Consider the following 12,890-nt stretch of genomic DNA (forward strand, 5'->3'; position numbering starts at 1 on the left):
CGTAAAAGGTCCGCCCCTTCTCCATGCTGCGGCTGCGGCTTCGGCGGTGCCTGCGACCGGCCGCGCGTCGGAATCAGTCGGTGTCCGTGTCCGGGCGCCCGGTCGCGTAGGCCGCGTCGAGGATCGAGGGCAGCGCCGCGACGAGGGCGTCGGCCCGCTCCTCGGGCACGTTGAGCGCGGGAGCCAGGCGTACGACGCCGGGCCCGGCCGCGTTCACGAGGAACCCGGCTTCCTGCGCGGCCCGTTGGGCCCGTACCGCGACCGGCTCGGCGAGCACGATGCCGAGGAGCAGACCCGCGCCCCGCACCTCGGCGACCAGGGGGTGCCTCAGCTTCTCGATGCCGTGGCGCAGCCGCTCGCCCACCCGTGCGGCATGGAGGAGCAGCCCTTCCCTCTCGATCGCTTCGAGAACGGCGAGCCCGGCCGCGCACGCGATCGGATTGCCGCCGAAGGTGGAGCCGTGCTGACCGGGGGTCAGCAGTTCGGCGGCGGGCCCGAAGGCGACGGTGGCGCCGATCGGCAGGCCGCCGCCGAGCCCCTTGGCGAGGGTGATCACATCGGGCTCCAGGCCCGGCTCCGCCTGGTGCGCGAACCAGTGGCCGGTGCGGCCGATGCCGGTCTGCACCTCGTCGAGCACGAGCAGGCTGCCCGCCGCCCGGGTGACCGCACGGGCGGCCCGCAGGTAGCCGGGGGGAGGCGGGAGTACGCCCGCCTCGCCCTGCACGGGTTCCAGGACGACCGCCGCCGTGCGCTCGGTGACGGCGGCGCGCAGTGCCTCCGCGTCGCCGTAGGGGACGTGGGTGACGTGCGGCGGCAGCGGCGTGAACGGTGCCTGTTTGCCCGGCTGGCCGGTGAGGGCGAGCGCCCCCATGGTGCGTCCGTGGAAGCCGCCCTCGGCCGCGACGAGGTGCGGACGCCCGGTTCTGCGGGCGATCTTGAACGCGGCCTCGACGGCCTCGGCGCCCGAGTTGGCGAAGAACACGCGCCCCGGCCGGCCGAGGAGCGCGAGGAGCCGTTCGGCGAGGGCGACCGGCGGCTCCGAGACGAACAGGTTCGACACATGCCCGAGCCGGGCGGCCTGCGCCACGACGGCGGCGACCAGGCCGGGGTGGGCATGCCCGAGCGCGTTGACCGCGATCCCGCCGGTGAAGTCCGCGTATGCGCGTCCGGCCTCGTCCCACACGGTGCTGCCCTCGCCCCGGACGAGGGCGAGCGGGGGAGTGCCGTAGGTGTCCATCATGACCCCGCGCCAGCGATCGGACAGCGCGGTCGAACGGTCGGCGGTCACGCGCGATCCTCCTTGACGCCGGGTGTCTGCGACCCGGGACGGTGCTCGGTGCGGGGGGCTCCGGGGCCGGGGCCGGTGTGGTGCCGGACGCCGGGTTCGTCGGACCCGGGTTGCTCGTCCGGTACCACCGTCGTGCCCGGCGCGTCCTCGGCGAAGAGGCCGCGCAGCAGGGCGTGCGGGACGCGGCCGTCGATGACCTGTGCGCGGCCGACCCCGGCGCGGACCGCCCGCAGGCAGCCCTCCATCTTCGGCAGCATGCCGCTCGCCAACTCCGGCAACAACAGGCTCAGTTCGGCCGCGCTGATCCGCTCGACGACGTCGGTGCTGTGCGGCCAGTCCGCGTACAGCCCCTCGACGTCGGTCATGACCATCAGGCGGTCCGCGCCGAGGGCGACCGCAAGGGCCGAGGCCGCGAGGTCGGCGTTCACGTTGTAGATCTGGCCGTCCTCGCCGCGCGCGACGGGGGAGACGACGGGGATCCGGCCCTGCTCCAGAAGCGTGCTGATCGTGGAGGACTCCACGGCGACGATGTCGCCGACCAGGCCGATGTCCACCGGGCGGCCGTCCACCAGGGCGGCCCGCCGCACGGCGGTCATCGTGTGCGCGTCCTCGCCGGACAGGCCCACGGCGAACGGCCCGTGCGCGTTGATCGCCCCGACCAGCTCCCGCTGGACCCGCCCGGTGAGCACCATGCGCACGACGTCCATCGTCTCCGGCGTCGTCACCCGCAGCCCGGCCTCGAAGCGGACCTCCAGGCCCAGCCGGTCGAGCAGCGCGCTGATCTGCGGCCCGCCGCCGTGCACGACGACGGGCCGGAGCCCCGCGTGCCACAGCTCCACCACGTCCTGTGCGAACGTGCGGTGCAGCGCCGGGTCCACCATGGCGTTGCCGCCGAACTTCACGACGACCGTGCGCCCTTGGAGCTCCTCCGGCCACGCCACGTCGGGCGCGCCCGACAGCGGCACCGGCGGCGCGGCCGGGGCCGCTGTGACTGCCCCGGGCCCGCGCCCCGCCGTCGGTACCCCGGGCTCCGCCGTCGACGTGTCGGCCGGCCCGGTCGGTATGCCGGGCTCCGCCGTCCCCGCCCCGCTCATGAGCTGTACGCGCTGTTCTCGTGGACGTACTCGGCCGTCAGGTCGTTGGTCCAGATCACGGCGGAGGCGTCACCGGCGCGCAGGTCCACGGTGATCTCGATGTGACGGCCAGTCAGATCGACCTTCTCGCGGGACTCGCCCTCGGCCCCGTCCCGGCACACCCACATCCCGTTGATCGCCACGTCGAGACGGTCCGGGTCGAAGGCCGCCGCCGTGGTGCCGATGGCGGACAACACCCGGCCCCAGTTGGGGTCTTCGCCGTGCAGGGCACACTTGAGGAGGTTGTTGCGGGCCACCGAGCGGCCCACCTCGACGGCGTCCGCCTCCGAGGCCGCGCCGACGACGGACACCTCGATCTCCTTGGACGCGCCCTCGGCATCCGCGATCAACTGGCGGGCCAGGTCGCGGCAGACGGCGTGCACGGCAGCGGTGAGCGCCGCGGGTTCGGGCGTCACGCCCGAGGCCCCCGACGCCAGCAGCAGCACGGTGTCGTTGGTGGACATGCAGCCGTCCGAGTCGACCCGGTCGAAGGTGGTGCGTACCGCCGCGCGCAGCGCCGCGTCGAGGACACCCGCGTCCGCGACGGCGTCCGTGGTCAGGACGGAGAGCATGGTGGCGAGCCCCGGAGCGAGCATGCCCGCGCCCTTCGCCATGCCGCCCACGGTCCAGCCGTCGCCCGCGGCCACCGCGGTCTTGGCCACGGAGTCCGTCGTCATGATCGCGACGGCCGCGTCCTCACCGCCCCGGTCCGAGAGCCGTTCCGCGGCGGCGGTGATGCCGGCCGTCACCCGGTCCATCGGAAGGCGCACCCCGATCAGGCCGGTGGAACACACGGCGACCTCGTCCGGGTCGACCTCTGCGGCGAGTGCCGTCCGCTCGGCCATGACCCGGGCGTCGTCGGCGCCGCCGGGTCCCGTACAGGCGTTGGCGCCACCGGAGTTGAGCACGACGGCGGAGATCCGGCCGTCGGCGAGCGTACGGCGCGACCAGCGGACCGGCGCGGCCTGCACGCGGTTGGAGGTGAAGACACCGGCGGCGGCGCGCGACGGCCCGCGGTTCACCACCAGGGCGAGGTCCGGTTCGCCGGATTCCTTGAGGCCCGCGCGCACTCCGCAGGCGAGGAATCCGAGGGCGGCGGTCACACTCACGGAGCCACTCCATTCGTGGGCAGGCCCAGCCGTTCCGGCAGGCCGAGGGCGATGTTCATGCTCTGCACCGCGCCACCGGCGGTGCCCTTCGTCAGGTTGTCGATGGCGCTCACACAGATCAGCCTGCGGGCCTCGGGGTCCACGGCGATCTGCACGTGGGCGGTGTTCGAGCCGAGCACCGCGGCGGTGGTGGGCCATTGGCCGGCCGGCAGCAGCCGGACGAACGGCTCGTTGGCGTACGCGGCCTCGAACACTGCGCGCGCCTCGTCGTCCCGCCCCGCCTCCGCGACCCCGGGACGCAGCCGGGCCGAACACGTGGCGAGGATGCCGCGGGGCATGGGGGCGAGGGTCGGCGTGAAGGACACCGTCACGGGTTCGCCGGCGGCGAGGGAGAGGTTCTGCGCCAGCTCGGGGGTGTGCCGGTGGCCGCCGCCGACTCCGTACGGACTCATGGAGCCCATCACCTCGGAGCCGAGCAGGTGCGGTGCGAGCTTGCGCCCGGCGCCGGAGGTTCCGCCGGCCGCGACGACGACGGCCTCGGGTTCGACGAGGGCGGCGGCGTAGGCGGGGAACAGGGCGAGGGTTACGGCGGTGGGATAGCACCCCGGCACCGCGATCCGCGTTGCTCCCTTCAACTCGTCTCGTGCGCCCGGCAGTTCGGGCAGCCCGTACGGCCATGTCCCGGCGTGGGCGGAGCCGTAGAACCGCTCCCAGGCGGCGGGATCGCGCAGCCGGAAGTCGGCGCCGCAGTCCACCACGAGCGTGCCGGGCTCCAACTCGGCCGCCAGGGCGGCGGATTGGCCGTGGGGGAGGGCGAGGAAGACGACATCGTGTCCGCGCAGCGCGTCGGCGTGGGTGCCGAGCAGCACCCGGTCGGCGTACTGGGCCAACTGCGGTTGTACGGAACCCAGTCGGCGTCCGGCGCTGCTGTGCGCGGTCACCGCGCCGACCTCGACACCGGGGTGCGAAGCCAGCAGGCGGAGCAGTTCCCCTCCCGCGTATCCGCTGGCCCCGGCCACCGCGACCCGTACGGTCATGTTCGTCCATTCTGTGGGGATGTCCGTGGGTGCACGGACGCAGGAACTCGGCAGCCGACAGCCCCCGCCGTGCAACTTAGCTAAGCCTAACCTAATGCGATCTGCCGATGGGTCGCCAGGGCCGACGCGTGGGCGCACCCGGGGACCCTCTCGGCGGCCGTGAGGAGGTGGCGGGTCTGCTCGCCGGCCTTCGCGGGGCCGTGGACCGCAGCCGCGAACGGGAAGCGCGGATCCCGGTGGCCGCGACGGTATGCGCAGCGCAGGGTGCGGCCGTGGCGGTCGAGGGCGAGCGGGAGCGTGCGCGGGATGCCGGGCGGCAGCGGGGCTCCGGCGCTGCGGCGCGGTCAGCCACCAAGTCTCCATGGGTGCCGGCCGGATGCGCCGGCCCGTCCGCCTCGTGGGCGGCGAGCGGATCCGGTTCGTCGAGGGCGATCTCGTCGAGCCCGACGTCCGGGGCGCCCGATCGCGGACCGGGACGGTGGCCACATCGGTGAAGCCGAGCACTGCCGCGAGGGCGCCGCGCGGCGCGAGGGCGACCCGAGCGGCCAACGGGCTGCCCGCCGGGGATGCGGGGCGATCCGCCGCTTCGCGTCGGCCGTATGCATGCCGATGAGGTCGTAACCCGCGCCCTGACCAACAAGCGGAAGCGACCCGGCCCCGCACCGGCACAGACCGAACGCCCGCCGCATGCGATCCACTCCCTGCGCGAGGGCGGGATCGCGTGCGGCGGGCGCCTGGGGCTCAGATGTCCCGGAAGATCTCGATCTGCGCGCCCACCGAGTTGAGGCGCTCCGCGAGGTCCTCGTAGCCGCGGTTGATGACGTACACGTTGCGCAGGACCGACGTGCCCTCGGCCGCCATCATGGCGAGGAGGACGACCACCGCGGGGCGCAGGGCCGGGGGGCACATCATTTCGGCGGCGCGCCAGCGGGTGGGGCCCTCGACCAGGACGCGGTGCGGGTCGAGGAGTTGGAGGCGGCCGCCGAGGCGGTTGAGGTCCGTGAGGTAGATCGCGCGGTTGTCGTACACCCAGTCGTGGATGAGCGTCTGGCCCTGGGCCGATGCCGCGATCGCCGCGAAGAACGGCACGTTGTCGATGTTGAGGCCGGGGAACGGCATCGGGTGGATCTTGTCGATCGGCGCCTCCAGTTTGGAGGGCCGTACGGTGAGGTCGATCAGCCGGGTGCGCCCGTTGTCGGCGGGGTACTCCTCGGTGCGGTCGTGGTCGAGGCCCATCTCCTCCAGGACCGCGAGCTCGATCTCCAGGAACTCCACCGGGACCCGGCGGATCGTCAGCTCGGACTCGGTGACGACGGCCGCGGCCAGCAGGCTCATCGCCTCGACCGGGTCCTCGGAGGGGGAGTAGTCGACGTCCACGTCGATCTCGGCGGTGCCGTGCACGGTCAGCGTCGTGGTGCCGATGCCGTCGACCCGTACGCCCAGCGCCTCCAGGAAGAAGCACAGGTCCTGGACCATGTAGTTGGACGAGGCGTTGCGGATGACCGTGACGCCCTCGTTGCGGGCCGCCGCGAGCAGGGCGTTCTCGGTGACGGTGTCGCCGCGTTCGGTCAGGACGATCGGGCGGTCGGGCGCGGTGCGCTCCACCTCGGCGTGGTAGATGCCCTCGGTCGCCGTGATGTCCAGGCCGAACCGGCGCAGGGCGATCATGTGCGGCTCGATGGTGCGGGTACCGAGATCGCAGCCGCCGGCGTACGGCAGCCGGAAGCGGTCCATGCGGTGCAGCAGCGGGCCGAGGAACATGATGATCGAGCGGGTCCGGCGGGCGGCGTCCGCGTCCATCGCGTCGAGGTCGAGCCTGGCGGGCGGCACGATCTCCAGGTCGACGCCCTCGTTGATCCAACGAGTGCGTACACCAATGGAGTTGAGGACTTCCAGGAGCCGGTAGACCTCTTCGATACGGGCCACCCGGCGCAGCACGGTGCGGCCCTTGTTGAGCAGCGAGCCGCACAGGAGCGCGACACAGGCGTTCTTGCTCGTCTTGACGTCGATCGAGCCCGAGAGGCGGCGGCCGCCCACGACCCGCAGGTGCATGGGGCCCGCGTAGCCGAGCGAGACGATTTCGCTGTCGAGCGCTTCCCCGATGCGCGCGATCATCTCAAGGCTGATGTTCTGGTTCCCCCGCTCGATGCGGTTCACGGCGCTCTGGCTGGTGCCCAGAGCCTCGGCCAACTGCGTCTGTGTCCAGCCCCGGTGCTGCCGGGCGTCACGGATGAGCTTGCCGATGCGTACGAGGTAGTCGTCTGCCATAGGGGCAGGTTATCTCAGATATGAGATGTCGCTCGCGCCGGGCTGGGCCATCGGAGTGAGGGCCCGTCAACTCCGATCCTGCGCTTCCCTTGCGGGGGCGGCAAATGGAGTGGTCCGTCCGGGGTGGGATATTTTGCGAAGTTCGGGCGTGTCGTATGACTGTCATACAGAGGCCGTACGTGCGTTCGGCTTGGCGGGTGGTGTCGGTCCGTCACCCGGCGGGAGGGTGCGACGGAGGTGGGGGTGGGGTGAGTGGGTGGGGTGCGGCCGAGCGCGGCTACCGCGACGCCGTGACGGCGTGGTCGATCGCCGTGGCCCCGTCGTCGGCCGCATGCGTGAGCCGGAAGTTGGCCTCGGCCCAGGCGTGTCCGTGGGCCACCCACACACTCCGTAGGCCGAGCGTGTGGGCTCCGGCTATATCGGCATGCGGTGAGTCGCCGATGACCCAGGCGCCGTCGAGAGAGGCACCGGCGGTGGCGGCCGGGGCGCGGAAGATCCGCGGGTCGGGCCTCTTGTGACCGACGCTCTCCGAGACCCCCCGGCCCTGGACGAGTCGGCCCGGCCCGCAAGGTGCGGTGCCATGGTCGGCCCCCACGGCCAAGCCCACCCGCGCCGCGACCGCCCCCGCGCGGCCGAACACACCCCGACGGGCACATGCGCGGCGCCGTCGCCATGAGCGCACCCGAGCGCACATCTCAACCGCCGGGCTCGGCACCCCCGCGACCCCGCCCGGCAGCCCCAGGCCGGCCCGCGGGGTGCGCAAGCTCACCCGGCCTCCACTGGGTGCGCCCATTCAGGGCCCCCGGGCGCACCCTCCGGGCGTCCGCGAGCGAGCAGGTCGGCCGGGGGATTCCGGACGTGCCGGCTCCGTCTCCGCGAGGCGGGTGCCTGCGAGTGCGTCGGCGGCCCGGGGGCGGCCGCACGCGTGCCGGTGGGCGAGGGGTGTCCGGAGGTGCCCCGCCCGGTCCCCGCGAGGCGGGCACTCGCGCGCTCCGCCGGGCCGCCCGGCGGCTGCCCGCGCATGACCTACCCGCGGCCATGTACTAGAGTTATCTCGACATCGAGATATCTACCGAGGCGCACCGCAGCCGACGCTCGGTAAGGGTTACCTAACTTAGCCTTACCTCAGCGGATCGACAACACGTCGTGGCGGCAGGATTGTGGTGGAACGCGCACATCAATGAAGGAGACTGTCGTGTCGGCGAACAGCTTCGACGCCCGCAGCACGCTGCGCGTGGGCGACGAGTCGTACGAGATCTTCAAGCTGGACAAGGTCGAGGGCTCCGCGCGCCTCCCTTACAGCCTGAAGGTTCTCCTGGAGAACCTGCTCCGCACCGAGGACGGCGCGAACATCACCGCCGACCACATCCGGTCGCTCGGCACCTGGGACTCGCAGGCCCAGCCCAGCGAGGAGATCCAGTTCACGCCGGCCCGCGTGATCATGCAGGACTTCACCGGTGTGCCCTGTGTCGTGGACCTCGCCACCATGCGTGAGGCCGTCAAGGAACTCGGCGGCGACCCGGCCAAGGTCAACCCGCTCTCCCCGGCCGAGCTGGTCATCGACCACTCCGTCATCGCGGACAAGTTCGGCACCAAGGACGCGTTCGCGCAGAACGTCGAGCTGGAGTACGGCCGCAACAAGGAGCGCTACCAGTTCCTGCGCTGGGGCCAGACCGCGTTCGACGACTTCAAGGTCGTCCCGCCGGGCACCGGCATCGTCCACCAGGTCAACATCGAGCACCTCGCTCGTACGGTCATGGTCCGCAACGGCCAGGCCTACCCCGACACCCTCGTCGGCACCGACTCGCACACCACCATGGTCAACGGCCTCGGCGTGCTCGGCTGGGGCGTCGGCGGCATCGAGGCCGAGGCCGCGATGCTGGGCCAGCCGGTCTCGATGCTCATCCCGCGCGTCGTCGGCTTCAAGCTGACCGGCGAGCTGAACCCGGGCACCACCGCCACCGACCTCGTCCTGACGATCACCGAGATGCTGCGCAAGCACGGCGTCGTCGGCAAGTTCGTCGAGTTCTACGGCGAGGGCGTCGCGGCCACGAGCCTCGCCAACCGCGCCACCATCGGCAACATGTCGCCGGAGTTCGGCTCCACCGCCGCGATCTTCCCGATCGACGACGAGACGCTGAAGTACCTGCGGCTGACCGGCCGTGACGCCCAGCAGGTCGCGCTCGTCGAGGCGTACGCCAAGGAGCAGGGCCTCTGGCTCGACCCGGCCGCCGAGCCCGACTTCTCCGAGAAGCTGGAGCTCGACCTCTCCACGGTCGTCCCCTCCATCGCCGGCCCGAAGCGCCCCCAGGACCGCATCGTGCTCGCGAACGCCTCCCAGCAGTTCGCGCTCGACGTGCGCAACTACGTCGAGGACGACGACGAGGCGGGCAAGGAGTCCTTCCCGGCCTCCGACGCCCCGGCCACCACCGACGGCGTGCCGAGCCGCCCGACGCCGGTCACGCTGGCCGACGGCACCACCTTCGAGATCGACCACGGCGCGGTCACGGTCGCGGCGATCACGTCGTGCACCAACACCTCGAACCCGTACGTCATGGTCGCCGCGGCGCTCGTCGCGAAGAAGGCCGTCGACAAGGGCCTGACCCGCAAGCCGTGGGTCAAGACCACCCTCGCCCCGGGCTCGAAGGTCGTCACCGACTACTTCGACAAGGCCGGCCTCACCCCGTACCTCGACAAGATGGGCTTCAACCTCGTCGGGTACGGCTGCACCACCTGCATCGGCAACTCCGGTCCGCTGGACGAGGAGATCTCGAAGGCGATCAACGAGCACGACCTCGCGGTCACCTCGGTGCTCTCCGGCAACCGCAACTTCGAGGGCCGGATCAACCCCGACGTCAAGATGAACTACCTGGCGTCCCCGCCGCTGGTCGTGGCGTACGCCATCGCCGGTTCGATGAAGGTCGACATCACGACCGACGCCATCGGCACGGACACCGAGGGCAACCCGGTCTTCCTGAAGGACATCTGGCCCACCGAGGCCGAGGTCAACGACGTCGTGGCCAACGCCATCGGCGAGGACATGTTCAACAAGTCCTACCAGGACGTCTTCGCGGGTGACGCGCAGTGGCAGGCGCTGCCGATCCCGACCGGCAACACCTTCGAGTGGGACGCCGAGTCGACCTACGTGCGCAAGCCCCCTTACTTCGAGGGCATGACGATGGAGACCACCCCGGTCTCCGACATCCAGGGCGCCCGCGTCCTGGCGAAGCTGGGCGACTCGGTCACCACCGACCACATCTCCCCGGCCGGCGCGATCAAGGCCGACACCCCGGCCGGCAAGTACCTCACGGAGCACGGCGTCGAGCGTCGTGACTTCAACTCCTACGGCTCGCGCCGTGGCAACCACGAGGTCATGATCCGCGGCACCTTCGCCAACATCCGCCTGCGCAACCAGATCGCGCCGGGCACCGAGGGCGGCTTCACCCGCGACTTCACCGTCGAGGGCGGCCCGGTCTCCTTCATCTACGACGCCTCGCAGAACTACCAGGCCGCCGGCACCCCGCTGGTCATCCTGGCGGGCAAGGAGTACGGCTCGGGCTCGTCCCGCGACTGGGCCGCCAAGGGCACCGCGCTCCTCGGCGTCAAGGCCGTCATCGCCGAGTCGTACGAGCGCATCCACCGCTCGAACCTCATCGGCATGGGCGTCCTGCCGCTCCAGTTCCCCGAGGGCGCCACCGCCTCCTCGCTCGGCCTGACCGGCGAGGAGACCTTCTCCTTCACCGGCGTCGAGGAGCTGAACAACGGCTCGACCCCGCGCACGGTCAAGGTCACCACCGACACGGGCGTCGACTTCGACGCGGTCGTCCGCATCGACACCCCCGGTGAGGCGGACTACTACCGCAACGGCGGCATCATGCAGTACGTGCTGCGCAGCCTGATCCGCAACTAACGGGCAGCGGGCCGGAAACGACGGCAGGGCCGCACTCTCCGAAAGGAGGGTGCGGCCCTGCCGTTTGATGCGCAGAGGCGTCAGGACGTCACGGCGTCAGGACGTCAGCAGACGGTAGATGTTGTAGTTGGAGCCGATCTGCACGCGCGCCTGGTAGGGGGCGGCGGCGTTGCCGGTGCCCTTGTACAGCCACAGGCCGCCGTTGGTGTCCCGGGCGATCAGGTCGGTCTTGCCGTCCAGGTCCACGTCGCCGGTGGAGACCAGGGTGTTGAACATGTTCCACCCGGCGCCGATCTTGGTGCGGGGTGCGAAGGGCGCGGCGTAGTTGCCGGTGCCCTTGTAGAACCAGAGCACGCCCGCGGTGTCCCGCGCGACGATGTCGGCCTTGCCGTCGCCGTCCAGGTCGCCCTTGCCGGCGATCTGGGTGTAGGCGTCCCAGCCCGCGCCGACCTTGACCCGGCCGGTGACCGTGCCGTCGCCGTAGCCGAGGTAGATCCACAGCACGCCCGCCTTGTCGCGCGCGATGATGTCGTAGGCGCCGCCGCCGCCGAGGTTGCCCGGGGAGAGCTCCTTGTCGTAGATCCCCCAGCCCCCGCCGATCACCTTGTTGGGAGCGTTCTCGTCGGCGAAGTAGTTCAGGGAGCCGTCGTTGGCCCACTGCCATTCGCCGTCCATGTCCCCGTCGCCGTTGTTGTCGACGAAGGCGTCATTGACGAGGTAGGGCAGCGAGGCCGCGTACACACGGCTCGTCAGGCCGCCGGTGCCGTTCGGACCGTAGGCCCACCCGTCGCCCGCGTTGTCGACGCCGAGCATCGGGAACACCGGGTTCGCACCGCGGTTCGGGGTCGGCGCCGCGGCGAGGCTCCTGGCGTGGGGAGCGGAGTGCGCCGGCGCCTTCGGCAGCGAGCGGGCGGGGGAGACGCCGTCGGCCGAAGCCACACCGGCGCCCGAGGCGACCAGCGCGGCGGCTATCGCCACCACGCCGAAGCGGGACAGTGCCTTGCGGCTCTTACGGCCCTTGAGGTTGGCCACGTACTGCTCCTTCGATGAATCACATCACTGAGGTGGAGCGGTACGACCCGGGAGCCGTACCGCACCGGCATGATCGTTGCACGGCATCTTCACAAGTCAATCGGTTTGTTATGCGCGGGAGATGACCTGTGTCAATGCCGTGACATGTGATTCAGGAGGGCAGTTCGGCCTCCGATGCGTCAGGACGTCATCAGGCGGTAGATGTTGTAGTTGGAGCCGATTTGTACGCGCGGCTGGTAGGGGGCGGCGGCGTTGCCGGTGCCCTTGTACAGCCACAGGCCGCCGTTGGTGTCCCGGGCGATCAGGTCGGTCTTGCCGTCCAGGTCCACGTCGCCGGTGGAGACCAGGGTGTTGAACATGTTCCACCCGGCGCCGATCTTGGTGCGGGGTGCGAAGGGCGCGTTGTAGTCGCCCGTGCCCTTGTAGAACCAGAGCACACCGGCGGTGTCCCGCGCGACGATGTCGGCCTTGCCGTCGCCGTCCAGGTCGCCCTTGCCGGCGAGCTGGGTGTAGACGTCCCAGCCCCCGCCGACCTTGATGCGGCTCGTCACGGTGCCGTCGCCGTAGCCGAGGTAGAGCCACAGCACGCCCGCGCTGTCCCGCGCGATGACGTCGTACCCCTGCGCGCCGCCGAGGTTGCCGGGGGACAGCTCCTTGTCGTAGATGTTCCAGCCGCCGCCGATCACCTTGTCCGGGGTGTTGTAGTCGACGAAGTAGTGCAGGGTCCCGTCGTCGGCCCACTGCCATTCGCCGTCGAGGTAGCCGTCCGCGTCGTTGTCCACGAACGCGTCGTTGCTCAGGTACGGGAGGCTGCCCGCGCTCTGCCGTGGCGCCAGGCCGCCGGCGCCGTCGGGCCCGTACGCCCACGCGGCCCCGGTGCTGTCGATGCCGAGCAGCGGGAGGACCGGGTTCGCCGCGGGGTTCGGATCGGCCGCGACCGCCAGGCTCCGCACGTGCGGGGTGCGCGCCGGCATCTTCGGCAGCGGGTGGGCCGGGCCGAAGCCGTCGGCCGATGCCGCGCCCGCGCCCGCGGCGACCAGGGCGGTGGTTATCGCGGCGACAGCGAAGCGGGAGAGTGCCTTGCCACTCTTACGGACCGTGAGTTGGGCCACG

Annotated in this window: 9 protein-coding genes; 1 reads left to right on the top strand and 8 read right to left on the bottom strand. The window is 71.5% G+C overall.

Annotated elements, in window-relative coordinates; all coding sequences use genetic code 11:
* Window positions 1-73: 73 nt before the first annotated feature.
* The 6 genes from OOJ98_RS23690 to OOJ98_RS23715 form a co-directional block, all read right to left on the bottom strand.
* Window positions 74-1,288 carry an acetylornithine transaminase gene (locus OOJ98_RS23690; protein WP_267056949.1) on the bottom strand — a complete coding sequence of 405 codons (1,215 nt, stop codon included), beginning with the start codon at window positions 1,286-1,288 and terminating at the stop codon, window positions 74-76.
* Complete coding sequence (argB, locus tag OOJ98_RS23695) at window positions 1,285-2,382, bottom strand: acetylglutamate kinase (RefSeq protein WP_267056950.1); 1,098 nt, start codon at window positions 2,380-2,382, stop codon at window positions 1,285-1,287. Before argB ends, OOJ98_RS23690 begins: the two co-directional genes overlap by 4 nt.
* Entirely contained in the window at window positions 2,379-3,530 is a 1,152-nt protein-coding gene (gene argJ, locus OOJ98_RS23700; protein ID WP_267056951.1) for a bifunctional glutamate N-acetyltransferase/amino-acid acetyltransferase ArgJ, read from the bottom strand. Before argJ ends, argB begins: the two co-directional genes overlap by 4 nt.
* Window positions 3,527-4,567, bottom strand: a complete 1,041-nt coding sequence (gene argC / locus OOJ98_RS23705; RefSeq protein WP_267056952.1) for an N-acetyl-gamma-glutamyl-phosphate reductase — start codon at window positions 4,565-4,567, stop codon at window positions 3,527-3,529. Before argC ends, argJ begins: the two co-directional genes overlap by 4 nt.
* A 741-nt stretch (window positions 4,568-5,308) precedes the next feature.
* A complete protein-coding gene (locus OOJ98_RS23710) occupies window positions 5,309-6,835 on the bottom strand; it encodes a UDP-N-acetylglucosamine 1-carboxyvinyltransferase (RefSeq protein ID WP_267056953.1) in 1,527 nt (508 codons plus the stop codon).
* Between the two features lie 277 nt (window positions 6,836-7,112).
* A complete protein-coding gene (locus tag OOJ98_RS23715) occupies window positions 7,113-7,628 on the bottom strand; it encodes an HAD hydrolase-like protein (protein ID WP_323177924.1) in 516 nt (171 codons plus the stop codon).
* 402 nt (window positions 7,629-8,030) lie between these two features.
* On the opposite strand from OOJ98_RS23715, the gene acnA reads away from it, so the two are divergent.
* Window positions 8,031-10,745, top strand: a complete 2,715-nt coding sequence (gene acnA / locus OOJ98_RS23720; protein WP_323177925.1) for an aconitate hydratase AcnA — start codon at window positions 8,031-8,033, stop codon at window positions 10,743-10,745.
* A 96-nt stretch (window positions 10,746-10,841) separates the two neighbouring features.
* Here acnA and OOJ98_RS23725 read toward each other — a convergent pair whose 3' ends face one another.
* Both OOJ98_RS23725 and OOJ98_RS23730 read right to left on the bottom strand, forming a co-directional pair.
* Window positions 10,842-11,777, bottom strand: a complete 936-nt coding sequence (locus OOJ98_RS23725; RefSeq protein WP_267056955.1) for a VCBS repeat-containing protein — start codon at window positions 11,775-11,777, stop codon at window positions 10,842-10,844.
* A 179-nt stretch (window positions 11,778-11,956) separates the two neighbouring features.
* Complete coding sequence (locus OOJ98_RS23730; RefSeq protein WP_267056956.1) at window positions 11,957-12,889, bottom strand: VCBS repeat-containing protein; 933 nt, start codon at window positions 12,887-12,889, stop codon at window positions 11,957-11,959.
* Window position 12,890: the final 1 nt, after the last annotated feature.

This window comes from Streptomyces sp. NBC_00083, from assembly GCF_026343295.1.
In the GTDB taxonomy this organism is placed as follows: Bacteria; Actinomycetota; Actinomycetes; order Streptomycetales; family Streptomycetaceae; genus Streptomyces.